General features: G+C 70.7%; 19 protein-coding genes. 7 read left to right on the top strand and 12 right to left on the bottom strand.

Annotated elements, in window-relative coordinates:
* Positions 1-65 precede the first annotated feature (65 nt).
* Positions 66-542, top strand: coding sequence for a GNAT family N-acetyltransferase (locus BLW32_RS21170; protein WP_068742916.1), 477 nt, complete (start codon positions 66-68; stop codon positions 540-542).
* Here BLW32_RS21170 and BLW32_RS21165 read toward each other — a convergent pair.
* The 5 genes from BLW32_RS21165 to BLW32_RS21145 all read right to left on the bottom strand — a co-directional run bounded on the left by BLW32_RS21165 (position 505) and on the right by BLW32_RS21145 (position 7,552).
* Positions 505-1,740: an MFS transporter gene (locus BLW32_RS21165; protein ID WP_068742915.1), complete on the bottom strand. Its 1,236-nt coding sequence runs from the start codon at positions 1,738-1,740 to the stop codon at positions 505-507. The two genes, BLW32_RS21170 and BLW32_RS21165, sit on opposite strands and share 38 nt — an antisense overlap.
* 133 nt (positions 1,741-1,873) lie before the next feature.
* Entirely contained in the window at positions 1,874-2,197 is a 324-nt protein-coding gene (locus BLW32_RS21160) for a transglycosylase family protein (protein WP_068522003.1), read from the bottom strand.
* 566 nt (positions 2,198-2,763) lie between these two features.
* Positions 2,764-5,229, bottom strand: coding sequence for a tRNA-guanine transglycosylase (locus BLW32_RS21155; RefSeq protein ID WP_068742913.1), 2,466 nt, complete (start codon positions 5,227-5,229; stop codon positions 2,764-2,766).
* A 57-nt stretch (positions 5,230-5,286) separates the two neighbouring features.
* Positions 5,287-6,612, bottom strand: coding sequence for an ISL3-like element ISPfr2 family transposase (locus BLW32_RS21150; RefSeq protein WP_068568956.1), 1,326 nt, complete (start codon positions 6,610-6,612; stop codon positions 5,287-5,289).
* A gap of 628 nt (positions 6,613-7,240) precedes the next feature.
* Entirely contained in the window at positions 7,241-7,552 is a 312-nt protein-coding gene (locus BLW32_RS21145; protein ID WP_003941073.1) for a putative quinol monooxygenase, read from the bottom strand.
* 108 nt (positions 7,553-7,660) lie between these two features.
* On the opposite strand from BLW32_RS21145, the gene BLW32_RS21140 reads away from it, so the two are divergent.
* Positions 7,661-8,602 carry a GlxA family transcriptional regulator gene (locus BLW32_RS21140; RefSeq protein ID WP_068568955.1) on the top strand — a complete coding sequence of 314 codons (942 nt, stop codon included), beginning with the start codon at positions 7,661-7,663 and terminating at the stop codon, positions 8,600-8,602.
* A gap of 378 nt (positions 8,603-8,980) precedes the next feature.
* Here the strand turns inward: BLW32_RS21140 and BLW32_RS21130 are convergent, their stop codons facing one another.
* The 6 genes from BLW32_RS21130 to hisN form a co-directional block, all read right to left on the bottom strand.
* A complete protein-coding gene (locus BLW32_RS21130; RefSeq protein ID WP_068739652.1) occupies positions 8,981-10,027 on the bottom strand; it encodes an MMPL family transporter in 1,047 nt (348 codons plus the stop codon).
* A 139-nt stretch (positions 10,028-10,166) separates the two neighbouring features.
* Positions 10,167-10,823 (bottom strand): response regulator, encoded by a 657-nt coding sequence (locus tag BLW32_RS21125; RefSeq protein ID WP_068521991.1) that lies wholly within the window; start codon positions 10,821-10,823, stop codon positions 10,167-10,169.
* Positions 10,824-10,869: 46 nt separating this feature from the next.
* Positions 10,870-12,033: a sensor histidine kinase gene (locus BLW32_RS21120; RefSeq protein ID WP_068739650.1), complete on the bottom strand. Its 1,164-nt coding sequence runs from the start codon at positions 12,031-12,033 to the stop codon at positions 10,870-10,872.
* 174 nt (positions 12,034-12,207) lie between these two features.
* Positions 12,208-13,449, bottom strand: coding sequence for an acyl-CoA dehydrogenase family protein (locus BLW32_RS21115; protein WP_068739648.1), 1,242 nt, complete (start codon positions 13,447-13,449; stop codon positions 12,208-12,210).
* 32 nt (positions 13,450-13,481) lie between these two features.
* Positions 13,482-14,858 carry an acyl-CoA dehydrogenase family protein gene (locus tag BLW32_RS21110; RefSeq protein WP_068521982.1) on the bottom strand — a complete coding sequence of 459 codons (1,377 nt, stop codon included), beginning with the start codon at positions 14,856-14,858 and terminating at the stop codon, positions 13,482-13,484.
* A gap of 133 nt (positions 14,859-14,991) precedes the next feature.
* Positions 14,992-15,792 (bottom strand): histidinol-phosphatase, encoded by an 801-nt coding sequence (gene hisN, locus BLW32_RS21105; RefSeq protein WP_068739646.1) that lies wholly within the window; start codon positions 15,790-15,792, stop codon positions 14,992-14,994.
* 62 nt (positions 15,793-15,854) lie between these two features.
* On the opposite strand from hisN, the gene BLW32_RS21100 reads away from it, so the two are divergent.
* Positions 15,855-16,217, top strand: a complete 363-nt coding sequence (locus tag BLW32_RS21100) for a hypothetical protein (RefSeq protein ID WP_068521977.1) — start codon at positions 15,855-15,857, stop codon at positions 16,215-16,217.
* 10 nt (positions 16,218-16,227) lie between these two features.
* On the opposite strand, the gene BLW32_RS21095 is transcribed toward BLW32_RS21100, so the two are convergent.
* A complete protein-coding gene (locus BLW32_RS21095; RefSeq protein WP_068739644.1) occupies positions 16,228-16,995 on the bottom strand; it encodes a sulfite exporter TauE/SafE family protein in 768 nt (255 codons plus the stop codon).
* Positions 16,996-17,056: 61 nt separating this feature from the next.
* On the opposite strand from BLW32_RS21095, the gene prfB reads away from it, so the two are divergent.
* The 4 genes from prfB to ftsE are packed head-to-tail and all read left to right on the top strand — an operon-like array spanning position 17,057 to position 20,374.
* Complete coding sequence (gene prfB / locus BLW32_RS21090; RefSeq protein ID WP_068521971.1) at positions 17,057-18,172, top strand: peptide chain release factor 2; 1,116 nt, start codon at positions 17,057-17,059, stop codon at positions 18,170-18,172.
* A complete protein-coding gene (locus tag BLW32_RS21085; protein ID WP_068523234.1) occupies positions 18,162-19,073 on the top strand; it encodes a mechanosensitive ion channel family protein in 912 nt (303 codons plus the stop codon). Before prfB ends, BLW32_RS21085 begins: the two co-directional genes overlap by 11 nt.
* On the top strand, positions 19,070-19,657 hold the full coding sequence (locus BLW32_RS21080) for an Rv3103c transmembrane domain-containing protein (protein WP_068739642.1): 588 nt from the start codon (positions 19,070-19,072) through the stop codon (positions 19,655-19,657). Before BLW32_RS21085 ends, BLW32_RS21080 begins: the two co-directional genes overlap by 4 nt.
* A gap of 27 nt (positions 19,658-19,684) precedes the next feature.
* A complete protein-coding gene (gene ftsE, locus BLW32_RS21075) occupies positions 19,685-20,374 on the top strand; it encodes a cell division ATP-binding protein FtsE (protein ID WP_068521966.1) in 690 nt (229 codons plus the stop codon).
* The last annotated feature ends 3 nt before the right edge of the window (positions 20,375-20,377 follow it).

The raw sequence follows: 20,377 nt of genomic DNA, 5'->3' as shown, positions 1-20,377 counted from the left end.
ATCGTGCTCGCTCAGCGGGCACGAGCCACCGCGCTGCGTCGTTCGCGGGTCCGTAGGCTGACGGCATGGAGGTCTGGATCGCCGACCCGGTCCGTGACGCCGCCCGCGTCGCGACGCTGCGCTACGCCTGGGCCCGCACCTCCGGTGCGACCACCGAGCCCCAGGACGACGACTTCGTGGACGCGGTCCGCGACTGGTGGATCCGCGACGGGCGCGCCGTCTTCCTGGCGGGCGAGTCTTCTCCTACGGGAGGCGCAGCGGCCGGCATGGTGACCCTGCACGAGTACCGCCGGATGCCGATGCCCGGCGCCGATCCGTCCGCCTGGGGCTACCTCGGCCATCTGTTCGTCCTCCCCGCGGCACGGCGGGAGGGCGCCGGCCGGCTCCTGGTGGAGGCGGTACAGCGCGCCGCCCGCGACCGCGGCTACCGCCGCCTGGTGCTCTCGCCCAGCGCGGAATCGGTTCCGCTGTACCGCAGCACGGGTTTCCGTGCGGCGGACGAGCTCATGGTGTGGGAGCCGGACGCCGCGTCCACGTCGTGATCGCCGCCGGTCCGCGGCCGCGGTCGAGGCCGCGCACCAGCACCGCGCAGCCGAGTCCCGAGAGCACCATCCCGATGGTGAACGCCGCCGAGTAACCGAGCACGTCGCCCACGGCGGCGCCGGCGAAACCGGCGAGCCCCTGCGTCGCCACCACGGCGCTCGCGAGCAGCGTGTAGTCCGCACCCGCGTCGTCGCGCTCGCACGCGTCCATCATCAAGGTGCACAGCGCCACCAGCGCGGCGCCGCCGAAGACGTGCTCGAGCACCGTCGCCGAGATCACCATGGCGCCGCCGCCGATCCCGAGGGCCGCGGCGACGTACAGCCCCACGGCCAGGGTCTGGCTGACACCGCCGAACAGCAACGCCGAGCGGCGCCCGTAGCGGAAGGCCAGCCAGCCGCCGAGCGCCGAGCCGGCGAGGGCGCCCGCGGAGCTCAGAGCGCCGCTCACGAGGGCGATCTGGTGCAGCGTGAGTCCGGCGTCGTGCAGGAACGGGCCGGAGATCGACGACGCCATGGCGTTGCCGAACTTGTACGCCGCGAGGAGGCCGATGAGGGGGATCACCCCGGGGCGGCGCAGGCGGTGCCACCACGCCGTGCCGAGGCCCTCCGTCGGACGGTGGCCGAGGCGGGGCCCACCGTCGGACGACTCGTCCCGGGCGAGGACGACGACGGGGACCGTGCACAGCAGGATCAGACCGCCCAGGGTGATCAGGAGGACGCGCCACCCGCCCTCCGCGTAGATCCACAGCAGGCCGCCGCCACCCGCGATCATGCCGAGCCGGTACGCGCCCGTCTGGATGCCGTTGCCGAGGCCGCGTTCGCGGGGGCCGAGCAGTCTGACGGCGAGGCCGTCGGTCGCGACGTCCTGGGTGGCGGAGAGCAGGTTGATCGCGGCGATGGCGACGAACAGCCACCGCAGCGACCCGGTGAGGTCGGTGGCGGCCAGGGCGAAGGCCACGCCCGCGGAGCCGAGTTGCGTGGCGAGCAGCCACTGCCGGCGGGTGCCGATGCGGTCGACGGCGGGCGCCCACAGGAACTTCAGGCCCCAGGGGAGGTACAGGAAGGAGGTGAGGCTGATCGCGGTGAGCGAGAGGCCGGCGTCGCGCAGCAGGACGGGGATCGCCTGGGTGAAGAAGCCGAACGGCAGCCCCTGGGCGAAGTACAGACCCGTCAGCAGGAGGAGCACGCGCAGTGGCACTCCGAGATTCTGGCAGTCCGCACCGGGGGAGGGGAGTCCAGGTCCCACCAGGCGGGACGCGAAAACGCCTGTGGCGGCCGATTCACGAGGAATCGACCGCCACAGGCGTCAGTTCTTGTGCAGTGCGCGCGACTTAGCCGCGGCTGCCGCAGCTCGGCCACGCGCCGATGCCCTGCGAGGCGAGAACGTTCTCCGCGACGCGGATCTGCTCGGCACGCGACGCGTTGTGCGCGCTGCCGGTGCCGCCGTTGGCGGTCCAGGTCGACTGGCTGAACTGCAGCCCGCCGTAGTAGCCGTTGCCGGTGTTGGTGGCCCAGTTGCCGCCCGACTCGCAGGCAGCGATGGCGTCCCAGTCGACGCTGTCGGCGTTCGCAGCACCGGTGCCGAAGGCAACGGGAGCGGCGACGATCGCGCCGGTGACGGCCATCATGCCCAGGGTCTTACGGATGTTCTTCAAGGTGTTCCTTTCGCCGGTGCGCATGCCAAGACACAGCCCGATTGGGGCGGAGGTGTCGGGGAAAGACATGGACCGCGCCTTCTCTGTCGGGCACGGCAGTGGGCTGAGGACGATCGCTCAACCGGCTTCGGCGACGTGGTGCGTCACGCTGGAAGCGGTCCGGCGCCCGAGGAAGATGCTCTCGTTCGGCGGCGGGCCCACACATACGCGGTGGTTCGTGGATTCAATTGTGTTCCCGTTGACCGGGTCGAGATGAACACTAGGGGCCTATCGGCGCGGTGTCATCCCCGCCGCGAGACGGTCGCGGTTTGATAACGCTTCGGTCACGATCCACTGTGAAGACTGTAAGACCAGGTCACCCGCGCGATCGCTAGCAATAGCTCGCATAGGCAATGACCTGCGGAAAGTGATGGCAATCACAGGAAAAATGTGGCTCCGGTCACGCGCCGCAAGATTACGGAACGGTGTACGTGATGGGGCCGCGGACACCGTCGGGGACCGACGAACGGCGGCGGTGACGGCCTCTCGCCGCCACCGCCGCCGTGGGGCAGCGCCTCTCGTTCCCGCTACGCCGTCGGGACCGTCACCTCGCCGGTGGGGAGCTCGGAGGTCCCGGACTCCGCGGTGAATCGGTGCAGGAAGGCGTCGCGGTACGCGGGATAGCGTCCCTCGCCGATCGCGCGCCGCGCACCGGCGGTGAGCTCCGCGAGGAACCGCAGGTTGTGCCGCGTCACCGACTGCACGGCAGACGGTGCGTCGATCCGGTAGAGGTGGTGCACGTAGGCGCGGATCGCCGACGGCGTCGCACCCTCGCGACCGCCCTCGGCGTCGAGCGGGCGCAGGTCGTCGCGGAAGCGCGGCGTGGACACGGCGATCGGACCGTCGGCCGTCAGCGCGATCCCCCGCGCCGCGAGTTCCTGCGGTGCGGCGGATTCGACCAGGTCGATACCGGCGTCGATGGCGTGCAACAACTCCTCCGGTCCGCGGACGGCGGCGAGGTACCGCGGACGGGCCTCGTCCAGGGCCGCCGTGAGCAGCGCCACGGCGTCGCCGGCCTGCGGATCGCCGGTGGCCTCGACGATCCGGACACCGCCGAACCCCAGCCCGCCCGAGCGGATGTCGTCCTCGTGGCGCGCGAGCAGTTCCCGCAGCGCGGCCCGGTCGTGCGCGAGACGCACGGGAACCGTGGCCCAGAGCGACATCTCGCCGCGCCGCTGGGCCGTCAGCCAGTTGTGCTCGGCCAGGGCGCGCCGCGCGCCGCTCGCGGCCGCCGGAGCGAAGACGATCTCGCCGCCGAGCCGGTACGCCGCGGTGACGGCCGCCTCCGGGTCGGACGACGGCGCCGAGACATCGACGAACAGAGGCACGTTCCAGCCCGCGAAGGAGGCGAGGCCGCCCGCTTCCTCGATGGTCTCGGCCCCGGGATGCACCTTCAGGCGCGCCCCGTCGACGGTGGCCGCACCCGCGCCGAGCGCCGCGGCGGACGCCGGGTCGACGCCCGGGATCGTGGCCAGCGGCGCGGACGCCACGAACGCCGGGGTGGCGACGGCGCCGTGCGCCGTGTGGAGCGTGCCCGCTCGCGCGGTGCCGGCCGTGACGCCGATCTCGAAACGCACCGGGTCGGTGACGGATTCGGCCTGCAGTCGGGCGTGGGCCGAGAGGGAGCGGTAGTCCGACCGCAGCTCGGACAGCTCCGCCACGAGCGCGCGGTTGCTCGCCTTCAGCTCGGCCAGTTCCGCTGTGCCGCGGGAGATGACGCGCGGGGCCGGCCCGGTCCCGACGGGCACGGGCGCGCCGCCGGACGGCGCCGGTGCCATCGGTGCGATCGGTGCCGGGACGGTCCGCCGGGTCGTGCCGGCGTGCAGCACGGGCGCCGCGGCCGGCACGGGTACGGCCGCGGGGACCTGCCCCACCGGGGCGGTGTCCGCCTCCGCATCCGGGCTCTTCTTCTCCCGGAGCCCGTCGCCCTCGACGTCGATGCGGGGGAGCACCTTGTCGAGCCAGCGCGGGATCCACCAGGCGCGTTCGCCGAGCACGGCCATCGCCGTGGGCATGATGATCATCCGCACGAGGAAGGCGTCGAAGACGATGGCCGCCGCCATCGAGAAGCCCATCAGCTTCAGGAAGGTCATGGAGGAGAGGGTGAATCCGGCGAAGACGGAGATCATGATGACCGCCGCGGCGGTCACCACGCGGGCCCCGGACCGGTAGCCGATGCGGATCGCCTCCAGGGCCGGTGCGCCGTGGTGGTGTTCCTCGCGCATCCGGCTGACCAGGAAGACCTGGTAGTCCATGGCGAGGCCGAAGACGATGCCGATGAGGAAGATCGGCATGAACACCAGGATGGGCCCGCGCTCCTCCGGCGCGATCCAGCCGAGCCAGCCGTCCTGGAAGAAGCCGACGGTGACGCCGAAGGTCGCGGCGATCGAGAGCAGGAAGCCCAGCGACGCGATGACGGGGATGATCACCGAGCGGAAGACGATCATCAGCAACAGGATCGCCAGCCCCACCACCACGATGAGGTAGAGCGGCAACTTCGAGGTGAGCGTCTCGGAGAAGTCGGCGTTGATCGCCGCTGCGCCGCCGATGCCGATGTACGTCGACGTGGCGCCGCCCACCGTCTCGGCGCGATCCCGCAGCTCGTCGAGCAGGGTCGCGGTCTGCTTCGTCGACGGACCCGACTCGGGGACGATGACGAACTGCGCCGCATCGCCGGTCGCGTTCGGCACGGGCCCGATCACCCCGTCGTGAGCGATGCCCGGCAGCGTGCGGGCTTCGTCGGCGAACCGCTGGGTGGCGGCCTTGAGATCTCCCTTGCCCTGCGTGTCCACGACGGCGACCAGCGGCGACGACTTGCCCGCGCCGAAGGCCTCGCTCTGCATCTGCACCGCCGCCTTGTCCGACGGTGCCGCGAAGTCCAGGCCGAGCTCGAGCTTCCCGATCGGGATGGCAGCGAGCGCCAGGATCGCGACCGCACCCACGAGGAAGGGGAGCGGCTTGCAGGTGAGGAGCTCGCCGATCCGCTGTCCCATCGGGCGGCGCTCGGTCTGCTCCGGCGTCCACAGCAGCGGCAGCCGGGGCTTGAAGGCTCATCCCAATCGGGGGTGTAGGAGTTGGGGTCTGAAGCCGCCGGTCTCGAGCAGGCTTCGGGCGATGTAGTTGGTCAGGTTGCGGAACCCGAGTGCGGAGCCGCGCAGGTGTTCGAGCCGTCCGTTGAGCGCCTCGGTCGGCCCGTTGCTGGTGCCGGGTCGTTCGAAGTAGGCGAGCACGTCAGCGGCTCGCTTCTTCAGGGTCCGGCTCAGGGTGGTGAGCTCGGTGAGCACCTTGGGGACGCCGGCGCTGAGGTCGGTGATCAGCTTCTCCATGAGCTCGCGGCCACGTTGCCGGTCCTCGTGGCGATAGGCGGCGATCATGCGCTGGTAGACACCCCAGGTCGCCTCGACCTCGACGTGAGCGTCATCAACGAACAGCGCGCGTAGCCTGTCGCTCTGCTTGTCGGTGAGCAGGTCCGCGCCGGTGTGCAGCGTGCGCCGCGACTTGTAGAGCGGGTCGTCCCTGAACCCACGGTGCCCGTGGATCGCGAGTTGGACCCGGCGCCGGCACCTGTCGAGGGCGTCACCGGCCAGGCGCACGACGTGGAAGGGATCCATCACCGTGACCGCGTCCGGGATCTCCTCCGCAGCGGCGGTCTTGAACCCGGTGAAGCCGTCCATCGCGACCACCTCGACCGCGTCACGGAAGGCGTCGTCGCGGTCGGCGAGCCAGGTCTTGAACGCCGCCTTCGACCGGCCCTCGACCATGTCCAGCAGCCTTGCTGGGCCGGCGCCATCGCGGACCGGGGTGAGGTCGATGATCACGGTGACATACTTGTCGCCACGCCTGGTGTGGCGCCAGACGTGCTCATCGACGCCAATGACCTTCACGCCCTCGAACCGCGTGGGGTCGTTGATCAGCAGCCGCTTGCCTTCAGCCAGGACCGCGTTGTTGGCGGTGTCCCACGCGACCCCGAGTCCCTCGGCGACACGGGCGACGGTGAGGTGTGCGACCACGATCCCTTCCAGCGCCCACCGCAGCCCGGTGCGCGAGAGCTTCGCGCGTGGCTCCGCAGCGGCGCTGGTGTCTTGGCGCCACACGTGTCCGCAGTCGGCACAGCGGTAGCGGCGCACTACAACTTCCAGCACGGTCGGTCGCCAGCCCAGCGGCTCGTGGGCCAACCGCCGGATCACGGTGTCACGAGCAGCGCCTTCGCTGCCGCACCGTCGGCACCACTGATCTGGTTCCACCACGCGGCACGCTAGGACCGCACGATCCGGTTCAAGTCGTTGTCCGGTCACGCTCAGACCGAGGCCGTCGAGTCGAGCGAAGGCGGTGAGGTCAGGGCGGCCGAAGCCGGCCGGCGGGGTTGTGTCGGTCACGTCGAGGTCTTTCGGATGGATGGCGTAGGAACCTCCGTCGTCGGGAGACCTCGACGTCTATCTGCGGACCGACGCGCCCGGCCGACCTACACCGGCATCTGAGAAGACCCCTGAAACGTCTTCGACGAAGACGGGACCGGCGAGGAGGAGGGCGCGGTGAGCTAAAAGAATGGAGCTTGCTCGGCTTCGACGCCGCCGCAAGCTCCGGTGAAACGGTCGGTACTAGTCGGTCGTCGTCGGTCACCACCGGATGGCGGCGTCCCCCACGCTCGGCGTTCGCGCAGGTCAGCGGCTCGTTCGCCCAGTGGGCGCATCAGGCGATAGACGCAAAGCCGACGTGATTAGGTCGTCGGTTCGATTCCGACAGGCGGCTCCGGCGAACAGCCCCTGACCTGCGGAAACGTAGGGCAGGGGCGGTTCGGTTCTGATGGTCGCGCGATGCGCTGGCCTCACGGCTCTGCCCGACACCCGACGTCGCTCTCCTCTGCGACGGACCCCTCGCCGGATGAACGCTCGGACATCCTGTCCGTGTGCCGATAGGCCTCGCACCGCTCGGCAACGCAGCGTGGCGCTGCGTCGCGACCTGGCGACGGCTCGGCGGGGCGCGATCGTCTCGTGCGTTGGCGGACTACGGAAGCTTGGACGCGAGGACGTCGGCCGCCAGGATCTCGGGTGCTGCGCCGAGGAGGTGCTGGTTGGCCATCAGGGCTGCGACGATGGCGCCGTTGGCGTGGGCGTCGCGAGCGGCCTCGTCGGGGAATGCATCGAAGATCCAGAAGGTGTCGGCGTGGGTCCTGACCGCGAACCAGACAATCGTTCCTACTTCTTCGTTGGCGAGCGCGACAGCGCCGGCGAGCAGATCGGCGAGCGCGTCGTGCTGTCCATCGGCCGCGACGATCTTGGCGACGAAGGCATACGGAAGTGATGCGGGTGTGGACATGAGGGGTTCTCCTAGGTGTCGAGGTTTCTTGGTGAAGCGAGTTCAGCGTATGACGAGCAAGGGCATGTGAGAAGTGGCGTATACGGCAGTATTGCTATTGTTGGCGCCATGCGTATCGGACTGATCGCGATCGACGGCTGCTTCGGTTCGGCTGTCGCGTCGATCATCGACATCGTGCGGGTGGCCGACGGAGCCCGCAGCGATGTCGACCCGCGGATCGACGCGATCGAACTCGCCATCCTCGGACCGAAACGGCGAGTGACCACGACGGCATCGATGACCCTGTCGGTGGACCACCCGCTGTCGGAGTCCGGAGAGTTCGACGTGGTCGTCGTCCCTGCGCTTGGAACCCTCACGGCCGCCGCGACCCACGACGCCCTCCAGAGCCGAGATGCTCGTTCGGTCATCGCCTCGCTCGGGCGCCTCGACGAGGCGACCACCCGGATCGCCGCGGCGTGCACCGGCGTGTTCGCTGTCGCCGAGACTGGACGGATGCATCATCGGCGGGCGACGACCAGTTGGTTCCTGGGGCCGGAGTTCCTGAAGCGCTATCCGACCGTCGCCCTCGATCTCGACACCATGGTCGTGGTCGACGGGAACCTCGTCACCGCCGGCGCCGCGTTCGCCCACATCGACCTCGCGCTCTCACTCGTGCGATCGATCAGCCCCGACCTGGCCCAACATGTCGCCAAGCTCCTCATCATAGACGAGCGTCCGTCGCAGGCGGCCTTCGTCGCCTACGAACATCTCCGGCACGAGGACCCGATCGTCGTCGAGTTCGAACGCTTCGTGCGCGCCCGCCTGGACGAACCGTTCAACGTCGCCTTCGTCGCGCAGTCGCTCGGCACCAGCCGGCGCACCCTCGAACGACGAGTCCGTGCGGCGCTCAACCTCACTCCGCTCGGCTTCGTCCAACGGCTTCGCATCGAACGAGCTCGGCACCTCTCAGCAACCACGGACCTCACCTCCGCCGAGATCGCGCTACGGGTCGGCTACGCGAACGCCGAGACTCTGCGCTCCCTCCTGCGCAGGGAGCGACGCCGTTCCTGACCTATCGCCATGCCTGTAGCCAGTGTCCTAGCGCTCGGTTGGAACCACCTCTCAGCACGTCGCGTCGACGCTCCTGCGTCGCCCCTGGACGACCCACTCGACACGCCCGCAGCACAGGCCGTGTGACGTGCCCCAGCTTCCCGGACGGTCGGGGTTGGGTGGCTGTGATGTCGCTGCGTTCTCGTCGAGGGGGTCAGCAGACCCGATCAGGGTCGATTGGGATGAGCCGCGAAGGCGGTGAGGTCAGGGCGGCCGAAGCCGGCCGGCGGGGTTGTGTCGGTCACGTCGAGGTCTTTCGGATGGATGGCGTAGGAACCTCCATCGTCGGGAGACCTCGACGTCTATCTGCGGACCGACGCGCCCGACCGACCTACACCCTCATCTGGGAAGAGCCGGCTTGAACACCGCCGACTTGAACAGGCCCAGGAGGGCGGGCAGCACCGTGAGCGCCACCAGCACCGCCAGCGCGACGGTGACCGCGGCGCCGAGACCCATCTGGGACAGGAAGGACATGCCGGTGATCGACAGCCCGCACAGGGCGATGATCACCGTGGCGCCGGCGAAGACCACGGCGCTCCCGGCGGTGCCGACCGCGAGGCCCGCGGCGTGCGCCCGGTCCGAGGTCGTCGTGAGTTCCTGGCGGTAGCGCGAGATCACGAACAGCGAGTAGTCGATGCCCACCGCGAGCCCGATCATCATCGACAGGCCGGTGGTGGACGTGCCGAGCGTGAGGAACGAGGTGCCGATCGCGATGATCGACGTCGAGAGGCCGATCCCGATCAGGGCCGCGCCGAGGGGCATCAGCGCGGCGAGCAGTGCCGCGAAGGTGATGATCATGACGATGACCGCGACCACGATGCCGATCATCTCCGCCGGCGGCTCGGCCTCGGTCTCGTTGGCGGAGCCGGCGCTCTCGACCTTCAGGCCCGCGTCGGCGCCGGCCTTCTTGGCGGCGGCGACGGCGTCGATCGACTCGTCGGAGACGTCCTTGACGTCGCCGAAGGAGAAGTGGATCTGCGCGGTCCGGCCGTCGCTGCTGAGGTTCTCGGCCGCGGCCGCCCCCACGGTGGGGTTCGGGATCGCGGCCTTCTCCGCGGCCGTCAGCTGCGGCACCTCGCGCAGCTTCGTCACGACGGTGTTCACCGCTGCCGCGTTGCCGCCCTGGTCCAGCCGCTGCCCGTTCGTGGACTGCAGCACGACGGTGGCGGTGGGCGCCTGCGTCTTCGCGGTCTCCGGGAACTTCTCCTGCAGCACGTTCTGCGCCTCGACGGCGCGGCTGCCGGGCAGGTTGAAGTCGTCCTTGAAGGGCTTGGACAGCGACGACCCCGCGGCCCCGATCGCGAGGAAAGCGACGATCCAGAGCACGAGGACGAGCCACCATTTCCGGTAGCTGAACCGTCCGAGCTTGTAGAGGAGTGATGCCATGCTCCCAGTGTGGCCGCCGGACACGGAGCACGGTAGGCCGCGAAAGCCCTTGTGGACGACCGATGCCCGCTTCGTAGACGATGGTCGGATCGAGGCGTGGACGACCCCCTACGAAAGTCGTACGTGCGGCCCCGTCGGGCTAGCGGTGGGTGAGCCCGGCGTCGTGCGCGAGGATCGCCAGTTGCACGCGGTTGGCGACGTCGAGCTTGTCCAGCAGGCGGGAGACGTGGGTCTTCACGGTGGCCTCGCTCATGAACAGGTCGCGGCCGATCTGCGCGTTCGATCCGCCCCCGGCGATGCCGAGGAAGACCTCGTGCTCCCGCTCCGTGAGCACGGCGACGCGCTCCAGAGCGGTGCGGCGGCGGTCCTCCCGCGGATCGGCGGCGAACCGCTCGATGAGCTTGCGGGTCACGCTGGGCGACAGCATGGCCTCGCCCGACGCGACCACCCGGACGCCGTCGAGCAACTGCCGCGGCGGCGTGTCCTTGAGCATGAAGCCGGCCGCGCCGGCCTGGAGAGCCCTCATCACGTAGTCGTCGAGGTCGAACGTGGTGAGCACGATGACCTGCGGCGGTTCCGGTTCCGCGCGGACCAGCGCGGTGGCGGCCAGGCCGTCGACCGCGGGCATGCGAATGTCCATGAGCACCACGTCGGGCCGGAACTCCCGGACCAGGCCCACGGCCTCGGCGCCGTCGCCGCCCTCACCGACGATGGTGAGGTCGTCGGCGGATTCGATGATCATGCGCAGCCCGGACCGCACCAGCGGGTCGTCGTCGATGATGACGATGCGGGTCACGGGGCCTCCCTGGGGTCGTGACCATCCTGCCACGGCCCCGGGCGCGTCAGGTCCGCTCGGCGGGGACGGGCAGGTCGGCGTGCACCCGCCAGCCGCCCGCGGCGGTGGGGCCGGACGTGAGCTCGCCGCCCGCGAGCTGCACCCGTTCGGCGAGGCCGATCAGCCCGGCTCCGGAACCGGGGAGCGGCGGCGCGGGCGAGCGGGGCCGGTCGTTGATCACCTCGATCGCGAGGCGGTGCTCGCGCAGGGTCACCGCGACCCGGACGGCCGCCGGTCCGGCGTGCTTGCGCACGTTCGTCAGACTCTCCTGCACGATGCGGTACGCGGTGCGGCCCAGCGCCTCCGGCACGGCGTGCGGCGCGGCGGCGGCCTCGTCGATCCGCAGGTCGACGGTGGCGCCACCCACGCGCGACTGCTCGACGAGGCGCGAGAGGTCGGCCAGGTCCGGCTGCGGCGCGAGCGGCTCGGCGTCGGCCCCGCGCAGTACGCCGAGCACGCCCCGCAGGTCCTCGAGGGTCTCGTGCGCGGTGGAGCGGATCTCGGCCGCCGCCCGTTCGACGGTCCCCGACGCCGCGCCCGCGTTCACCTCGAGCGCCCCCGCCTGCAGTGCGATGAGCGAGACCCGGTGCGCGAGCACGTCGTGCATCTCGCGGGCGATGCGCGAGCGCTCCGCGGTGCGCGCCTGGACGGCGCGCAGCTCGCGTTCGGCCTCGGCCCGCACGGCGCGCTCGCGGAGCGACTCGATGAGGTCTCGGCGCGCCCCGACGTAGGAGCCCCACAGCGCGAAGGCCGCGGCGAGGGCGACGCTGGTGAGGGTGTCGCCGAGCCGCCACGGGACGCTCGACCACGGGTGCGGTACGGCGAGGCAGGCGGCGACGAACGCGGTCGCGATCACCAGGACCCGATCGCGCCGCCGCACCGCGAGGGTGAACAGTCCGAGGAGTGCCACGCCGGGGAATCCGACGGCCGCGGTGAGGATCCCGCCGATCACCGTGACTTCGAGCGGCCATCGACGGCGCCACCACAGGAGCACGGAACCCGCCAGGCCCACGATGAGCGCGAGGTTGCCGTAGGCGGTGGACCCGCCCTGCCACTCCACCGCCGCGGCGGCGATGGCGAGGAGCATGGACAGCAGGACGCACAAGCCGTCCCGCAGGCGCGGTGCGACCCACCACCGCTGCCACCGCGGCCCGGCCGCGCTCGAATCCATGGGTTCACGGTACTGGCGCACGGCGTCGGCGGGGAGTCGTCGAACGTCGCGACCGGAGCGCCCACGCCTACGACTTTCGTCGGAGGCCCGTCGCGGAACGCGGGGACGGACACGAGGACGGGGCGCCGCCGCGGCCGAAGCCGCGCCGACGCCCCGTCGACCGTTCTCCCGGAACTACTTCAGCTGCGCGCTGGTGAGGTCCAGGTGGCGGCGCGCGATGATCAGCTGCTGGATCTGCTGCGTGCCCTCGAAGATGTCGAGGATCTTCGAATCGCGGGCCCACTTCTCGAGCAGCGTGCGCTCCGAGTAGCCCACGGCGCCGGCCAGCTCCACGGCCTTGAGCGTGACGTCCGAGCCCACCCGGCCGGCCTTGGCCTTCGCCATGGACGCGTTCATCGAGTTGGGGAGCTTGTTGTCGGCCATCCAGCCCGACTTCAGCGTCAGCTGGTACGCGGCCTCCCAGTCGGACTCGAGGCGGATGAACTCCGCCGCGGCGTGCGGCAGGGTGTTCACGGGGGCGTCGTAGTCGATGACGATGCCCGCGTCCTCGAGCACGGTGCGCAGCTCCTCGAGCGACGCCCGCGCCACGCCGATCGCCATGGCGGCCACCAGCGGACGGGTGTTGTCGAAGGTCTGCATGACCCCGGCGAAGCCCTTCTCGACGTTCACCTCGGCGCTGCCGAGGATGTTCTCGAAGGGGATGCGGCAGTCCTCGAAGCGGATCTCCGCGGTGTCGGATGCGCGGATGCCGAGCTTGTGCTCGAGCCGGGCCACGGTGACGCCCGGGTGCTCGCGGGGAACGACGAAGGACTTGATCGCGGCGCGGCCGGCGCTCTTGTCCACGGTCGCCCACACGACGATGTGGTCGGCGCGCGAGCCCGACGTCACGAAGATCTTGGTGCCGTTGAGGACCCACTCGTCGCCGTCGCGCGTCGCGGTGGCGGTGACCGCCGCCGAGTCCGAGCCGAAGGACGGCTCGGTGATCGCCATCGACGCCCACACCTTGCCGAAGCGCTCGAGCTGCTCGTCGGTCGCGACCGCGGCGATGGCCGCGTTACCGAGTCCCTGGTACGGGAAGGCGAGCATGAGGCCCGCATCGCCCCAGCACATCTCGATCGCGTTGATGATCGACTCCATGGTGCCGCCGTTGCGGCTGCCCGCGGTCACATCGGCCGGCTTGGGCTTGGGCTTCTCCTCGCCCTCGCCGGACTTGCGGTCGCCCGACGCGGCCGACGGTGCCTGGCCCGCATCGGCCAGCCCGTCGTAGAGGGCCGCGATGGTGTCGAGCTCCTTGGGGTACTCGTGCTCGGCGAGGTCGTACTTGCGCGAGATGGGGCGGAAGATCTCGGCCGCACCCTGGTGCGACATCTCGGCCGACGCCTTGAGCTTCTTGGGAAGTTCCAGATTGATTGCCATGATGGTTCTTTCAGGTCAGAAGAGTCGGTCGACTAGAGGACGACGACGCCCTCGGCGATGCCCACGGCGCGCAGGTCGCGGTACCAGCGCTCCACCGGGTGCTCCTTGGTGAAGCCGTGGCCGCCGAGCAGCTGGACGCCGTCCAGGCCGATCCGCATGCCCTTGTCGGTGGCGAACTTCCGCGCCAGCGCGGCCTCGCGGCCGAAGGACAGCCCCTGCTCGGCGCGCGAGGCGCCGCGCCACACGAGCAGCTCCAGGCCGTCGATCTCGGTCGCCATGTCGGCCACCGCGAAGGCCACGGCCTGACGGTGCGCGATCGGCTCGCCGAAGGCCTCGCGCTCCTTGACGTAGGGGGTGACGTAGTCGAGCACGGCGCGCGAGGTGCCGAGCGCGAGCGCCGACCAGCCGAGGCGGGCGAGTCGCACCACGTCGGTGTAGTTCTGGGTGGCGGTGTCGAGGTCGACCTCGCCGAGCAGCGCGGTCGCGGGGACCTTGACGTTGTTGAGGTTCAGGCGGCCGAGCGAGGCGGCGCGCAGGCCCATGCTCGGGTCGCCCTCGACGATGACGCCCTCGGTGCCGGACTCCACGATGAACAGGGCGGGCTTGCCGTCCAGCTCGGCGCCGACCACGAACAGCTCGGCCGAACCGGCCTGCGGGACCATCGACTTCACGCCGCTGAGCACGTAGCCGCCCGCGGTGCGGGTGGCCTTGGTGGCGAGGGCGAACGGGTTGAACAGGGCGCCGGGCTCGGCGATCACCACGGAGGACTGCGGCACGGACTCGCCCGCATACTCCTTGAGGTAGGTCTGCTGCTGGCCGTCGGAGCCGAACTGCGAGAGCGTCACGGCGACGCCGCTCGGGGCGAGGATCGGGAGCGCGAGGCCCATGTCGCCGTGGGCGAGCGACGCGGCCACGAGGGCGTTGGTCACCGCACCGCGGTCGCTGCCCGCGCCGTCGAGCTCCTCGGGCACGTTGATCATGGTGATGCCGAGCTCGGTGGCGCGCTCGAGCAGCGAGGCGGGGGCCTCGGTTGCGGCGTCCGCCTCGGCGGCCGCCGGGCGGACGATCTCCGCGGCGAAGTCCTTCACCGTGTCGACGATCATCTGCTGCTCGTCGTCCGGGGTGAGGTCGTAGTTCGACTTCGTGCTCGCGTTCAGCCGCTTCGGCTTACCCGTGCCGGCGACCACCTTGAAGGTGCGGTTCGCGGCGCCGAGCGCCTTGAAGCCGGTGCGGGTGCCCTCGTAGGCGACGCGGTTCACGAGGCCCTGCAGGCCGCGGTTCTGCACGAAGGGCGTCTGCACCACGGCCATCAGCGCGCGGATCAGCTGGCCCGTGGGGTTCCGCCGGATCGGGTTCTTCCCGATGGCGCTGGTGTCCCGGGGATCGGTTGACGTGCTCATCTCCACCATCTCGTCGTCGTGGCGGCGCAGGTCGCGGGCTGTTCCCGGGCGTCCGCACCACCAACTTACTCATCAGTCAGATGAGACCTTACTCCTCGGTAAGATCGGTGCCAAGAGATGGGACGAAAGACGCGTCGGCGTGTCACGGAGTGAGACGTCGCAGCACCTGCGGATGCAGCGCCGGGTTCGCCGCGACCGCCGAGCCGGCGTGCGGGCCGGGCGTCCCGTCGGTGCCGGTGAACAGGCCGCCCGCCTCCCGCACCACGATCTCGACGGCGGCGAGGTCCCACAGCGAGACCTCCGGCTCCACCGCGATGTCCACCGCGCCCTCGGCGACCAGGCAGTAGCTCCAGAAGTCGCCGTAGCCGCGCAGGCGCCAGGCGTCGGCGGCCAGTGCCAGGAACCGCTCGCGCGATCCGGCGTCGGGGAAGTAGGACAGGTCGGAGAAGGAGATGGACGAGTCGGCGATCTCCTGCACGCCCGACACCGCGATCCGGCGGGGCTCGGCACCGTCGAACTGGGTGAACGCGCCGGCCCCGGCGGAGGCGAACCACCGGCGCCGCAGCGCCGGCGCGGAGACCACGCCGACCACTGGCACGCCGTCCTCGAGCAGCGCGATCAGCGTGGACCAGACGGGGACCGCGCGCACGTAGTTCTTGGTGCCGTCGATCGGGTCGAGCACCCACTGCCGGCCCGCGAAGACGGCCTCGCCCCCGAACTCCTCGCCGAGCACCGCGTCGCCGGGGCGCTCGGCCGCGAGCCGCTCGCGGATGAGGGTCTCGGTGGCGAGGTCAGCGTCGGAGACGGGCGTGAGGTCGGGCTTCGCGTCGACCTTGAGGTCCAGGGCGCCGAACCGCGCCATGGTCAGCTCGTCGGCGGCGTCCGCGAGGGCGAGGGCCAGGGCGAGATCGGGATTCACGGGGTTCGACGGTGCGCTCGACATGCGAGAACGGTAGCGGAGGCCGAGTACGGGCGCCGCGCGCTCCCCGTCGGTAATCTGGACATATGGAATGGATCTGGGTGCTCATGCTCGCCGCGATGCTGGGTGCGCTCGTCGTCATGTGGCAGCGCTCCAAGCGGGGCACGCTCGGCACCGCGCCCGCGGGCCCCGGCATGGAGGACGGGATGCTCACGCTCAGCGGCGTGAGCCCGCGTCCCGTCGAGCCCGACCAGAAGGGGCATGCGTTCGTCACCGTCTCGGGCACCGTCGAGGGCCCGACCACTCCGCCGACGCACGTCTACCGGCGGCTCGTGATCGACTTCGCGGAGCGCTGGCCGGAGGTCGGTGACCGGCTGCCGGTGTACTACAAGGTCGGCAAGGTGGACAGCTCCTGGCAGCTCGGATCGCTGCAGCCGCCCGCGATCTGATCGCCCGGGCCTAGGTCGTCAGGAGGCGCCACAGCCCGATGGTGCCGACCACGACGATGATGGTGCGCAGCGCGGTGGGCGAGAGGCCCCGGCCGAAGCGCGCGCCCAGCGCGCCGCCGACCAGCGATCCGACCGCGATGACGCCCGCCACCGGCCAGTCGATCCGGTCGAACGCCACGGCCAGGTAGAACGCGGCGGCGACCACGTTCACCAGCAGCGAGAGCAGGTTCTTCGCCGCGTTGAGGCGCTGCAGGTCGTCGTGCACCAGGACGCCCATCGCAGCGACCAGCAGGATGCCCTGCGCGGCGGTGAAGTAGCCGCCGTACACCCCGATCGCGAACGTCGCGGCGACGAGCGCGGCCATCCGGCCGGTCGATGCGGGCGCGGCGTCGTCCGCCGGGGCGGTCCACCGCTGGATGCGCGGCTGCAGGACCACCAACGCGAGCGCCAGGACCAGCAGCACCGGGACGATGGTCTCGAAGACGGTCTCCGGGAGGTGCAGCAGGAGGAACGCGCCCACCAGCGCCCCGGCCACGGAGGCCGGCATCTGCCAGCGCAGCCGGTCGAACTGCCCGGAGAGCTCGCGGCGATACCCCCACGTGCCGGAGATCCCGCCCGCGACGAGGCCGATGGCGTTGCTGATCGTCGCGGTCACCGGTGGGACGCCGAACGCGACCAGCGTGGGGAAGGTGATGAGCGTGCCGCTACCGACGAGGGAGTTGATGAATCCCGCTCCGACGCCGGCCGCGAGGACGATCAGCAGCTCCCATCCGGCCATGACGCGACCATAGTGCGCCGCCGGCCTCGCCCGCCGCGACGGGCCAGTATCCTGGGTGACTGTGCATCCTGACGTAGCCGCAGACATCGAGAGCCTCGAGACCACCCTGCAGACGGTGGAGAAGGTGATCGACCTCGACGAGCTGCGCCGGCGCGTCGACGAGCTGGAACACAAGGCGTCCGACCCCGAGCTGTGGAACGACCAGGCCAACGCCCAGCAGGTGACCAGCGAGCTGTCCCACGCCCAGGCGGAGCTCCGCCGCGTGACCGACCTGCGCCAGCGGCTCGACGACCTGCCCGTGCTCTACGAGCTGGCCGACGCCGAAGAGGGCGACGACAAGGCGGCCGCGCTCGAGGACGCCGACGGCGACCGCGCCCAGCTGCGCACCGAGATCGAGGCCATGGAGGTCAAGACCATGCTCTCGGGCGAGTACGACGCCCGCGACGCGCTGGTCAACATCCGCGCCGGCGCCGGCGGCGTCGACGCCGCGGACTGGGCCGAGATGCTCATGCGCATGTACGTCCGCTGGGCCGAGAAGCACGGCTACGGCGTGGAGGTCTACGACACCAGCTACGCCGAGGAGGCGGGCCTGAAGTCGGCCACCTTCGCGGTGAAGACCGACTACGCCTACGGCACCCTCTCCGTCGAGATGGGCACCCATCGCCTCGTGCGGATCAGCCCGTTCGACAACCAGGGCCGCCGCCAGACCTCCTTCGCCGAGGTCGAGGTGCTGCCCGTGGTGGAGACGACCGACCACATCGACGTCGACGAGAACGAGGTGCGCGTGGACGTGTACCGGTCGTCGGGCCCGGGCGGCCAGTCGGTGAACACGACGGACTCGGCGGTGCGGCTCACGCACATCCCGACGGGCATCGTCGTCACCTGCCAGAACGAGAAGAGCCAGCTGCAGAACAAGGTCTCGGCCATGAAGGTCCTGCAGGCCAAGCTGCTCGAGCGCAAGCGGCAGGAGGAGCGTGCGCAGATGGACGCCCTCAAGACCAACGAGGGCGCGTCGTGGGGCAACCAGATGCGCTCCTACGTGCTGCACCCGTATCAGATGGTCAAGGACCTGCGGACCGAGTACGAGGTGAACAACCCGTCGGCGGTGCTGGACGGCGACCTGGACGGCTTCATCGAGGCCGGCATCCGCTGGCGGATGCGTGGCGATGACGACTAGCACGCTGCTCGCGAACTCGATCCTCCCCGACGTCACGGGGTGGCGGCTCCTCATGTACGAGCGCGTGCTGCCGATCGCGCTGTGGATCATCGCCGCGGTCCTGGCGAACCGGTTCGTCAACTGGGCATCGGCGCGCGTCACCATGCGCATCGACGCCCAGTTCAAGAACAGCGACTCCCTGGTCCGCTCGGAATCCGCGAAGCACCAGCACGCGCTGATCCAGGTGATCAGCTGGGTCGCCATCGCGGCGATCTACCTGTTCGCGGCCTACCAGATCGTCAAGGCGCTCGGCGTGCCGATCAACGCCCTCGTCGCGCCGGCCACGGTCATCGGCGCGGCGCTCGGCTTCGGCGCCCAGCGCGTGGTGCAGGACCTGCTGGCGGGCTTCTTCCTCATCACCGAACGGCAGTACGGCTTCGGCGACGTCGTGAACCTCTCGCTGACCGGCGGCTCGACCGCCGAGGGCACCGTCTCCGACGTCACGCTGCGGGTGACCAAGCTCCGCAACACCGACGGCGAGGTCATCACCGTGCCGAACGGGCAGATCGTCAAGGCCACGAACCTGTCCAAGGACTGGGCGCGCGCCGTCGTCGACATCCCGCTGCCCAAGACCGTCGACATGGGCAAGGTCAACACGCTGCTGCACCGCGTCGGCGAGCGGGCCTACCACGATCCGAAGATGTCGACCCTGCTGCTCGACGAGCCGACCCTCATGGGCATCGAGTCCATCGACCTGGACCAGGTGAACCTGCGCATGGTCGCCCGCACGCTGCCCGGCAAGCAGTTCGAGGTCGGCCGCAACCTGCGCGAGCGGATCGTCCGCAGCCTCGCGACCGCGGGCATCGACGTCGCTCCGGTCACCGACACCGTCGAGGACGAGGAGGAGGTGAAGCCGCAGTGACGGACGACCCGAAGCGGCCGCAGGGCGAGCCCGACGCCGAGGCCACCACCGAGCTCCCCGCCCAGCCGGCGCCCGCGCCCGCTCCCGCAGCGTCCGAGCCCACCCAGCGAATCCCGACCGCCTGGGAGCGCATCCCGAAGACGATCCCGCACACCCGGGCGCGGACCAGCACCGTGGTGCTGCTGCTCCTGTTCCTGGGCCTGATGTGGTGGTACCTCGACCTCTACGCGCAGTTCGTGCCCGAGGAGCAGCGCCGCACGGGGCAGACCCCCGTCGCGACCACGACCGTGCCCGTCCAGGAGCAGCCCACCTACGACGCGCCGATCACGACCACGCCGAGCCGGGCACCGTCGAGCGCGGTCCCGTCCAGCGGTGCCGCGGGGGTGTCGGGCGCACCGTCGTCGACGGTGCCGGGCCGCACCGGCGAGCCCGGGGCCTCGACCACGGGCGCGACGTCGCCGGCCACCACCTCGCCGGGCGGGATCGTGCTGCCGGGAGGGGTGACGCTGCCGGGGATTCCCGGCGCGACGACGGAGCCTCCCGTCACGGGCGGCGCACCGACGACGGCGGGTCCGCCGAGCTAGTCCGCGGCGTCAGTAGACTGGGCGCTCGTGATCACGCTCCAGAACGTCACGATGATGTACAAGGCGTCGGCCCGGCCGGCGCTCCACGACCTGTCGCTCGAGATCGGCAAGGGCGAGTTCGCCTTCCTGATCGGGCCCTCGGGTTCCGGGAAGTCGACGTTCTTCCGGCTCCTGCTCAAGGAGGACAAGCCGACGAGCGGCGACGTCTACGTGGGCGACTACCACGTCAACAAGCTGTCGGGGCGGCGCGTGCCGCAGTTGCGGCAGTCGCTGGGCTGCGTCTTCCAGGACTTCCGCCTGCTCCAGCAGAAGACGGTGGCCGAGAACGTGGCCTTCGCGCTCGAGGTCATCGGCAAGCCGCGCAACGTCATCGACCGGACGGTCCCGCAGGTGCTCGACTACGTCGGGCTCGGCGGCAAGGCGAACCGCATGCCGAGCGAACTGTCCGGCGGTGAGAAGCAACGCGTCGCCATCGCCCGCGCCATCGCCAACCGGCCCCTGCTGCTGCTCGCGGACGAGCCCACCGGCAACCTCGACCCCGACACCTCCGCCGAGATCGTGGACGTGCTCGACCGGATCAACCGGGCCGGGACCACCGTGGTCATGGCCACGCACGACCGCCACATCGTCGACTCGATGCGCCGCCGCGTCATCGAGTTCCGCATGGGCGAGATGGTGCGCGACGACGCCACCGGCGTGTACGGGTTGGGCCGCTGACGG

Source organism: Tsukamurella tyrosinosolvens (assembly GCF_900104775.1).
Taxonomy (GTDB): domain Bacteria; phylum Actinomycetota; class Actinomycetes; order Mycobacteriales; family Mycobacteriaceae; genus Tsukamurella; species Tsukamurella tyrosinosolvens.
Note: the sequence above shows the minus strand (reverse complement) of the source record. Positions and strands in the feature narration are given on the sequence as shown.

Bases quoted from the DNA above. Each gene is read 5' to 3' on its own strand.
- BLW32_RS21170 (WP_068742916.1), top strand. From the start codon at position 66: ATGGAGGTCTGGATCGCCGACCCGGTCCGTGACGCCGCCCGCGTCGCG.
- BLW32_RS21155 (WP_068742913.1), bottom strand. From the start codon at position 5,229: ATGGGACAGCGGATCGGCGAGCTCCTCACCTGCAAGCCGCTCCCCTTC.
- BLW32_RS21145 (WP_003941073.1), bottom strand. From the start codon at position 7,552: ATGTCCACACCCGCATCACTTCCGTATGCCTTCGTCGCCAAGATCGTC.
- BLW32_RS21140 (WP_068568955.1), top strand. From the start codon at position 7,661: ATGCGTATCGGACTGATCGCGATCGACGGCTGCTTCGGTTCGGCTGTC.
- BLW32_RS21130 (WP_068739652.1), bottom strand. From the start codon at position 10,027: ATGGCATCACTCCTCTACAAGCTCGGACGGTTCAGCTACCGGAAATGG.
- BLW32_RS21120 (WP_068739650.1), bottom strand. From the start codon at position 12,033: ATGGATTCGAGCGCGGCCGGGCCGCGGTGGCAGCGGTGGTGGGTCGCA.
- BLW32_RS21115 (WP_068739648.1), bottom strand. From the start codon at position 13,449: ATGGCAATCAATCTGGAACTTCCCAAGAAGCTCAAGGCGTCGGCCGAG.
- BLW32_RS21110 (WP_068521982.1), bottom strand. From the start codon at position 14,858: ATGGTGGAGATGAGCACGTCAACCGATCCCCGGGACACCAGCGCCATC.
- hisN (WP_068739646.1), bottom strand. From the start codon at position 15,792: ATGTCGAGCGCACCGTCGAACCCCGTGAATCCCGATCTCGCCCTGGCC.
- BLW32_RS21100 (WP_068521977.1), top strand. From the start codon at position 15,855: ATGGAATGGATCTGGGTGCTCATGCTCGCCGCGATGCTGGGTGCGCTC.
- BLW32_RS21095 (WP_068739644.1), bottom strand. From the start codon at position 16,995: ATGGCCGGATGGGAGCTGCTGATCGTCCTCGCGGCCGGCGTCGGAGCG.
- BLW32_RS21085 (WP_068523234.1), top strand. From the start codon at position 18,162: ATGACGACTAGCACGCTGCTCGCGAACTCGATCCTCCCCGACGTCACG.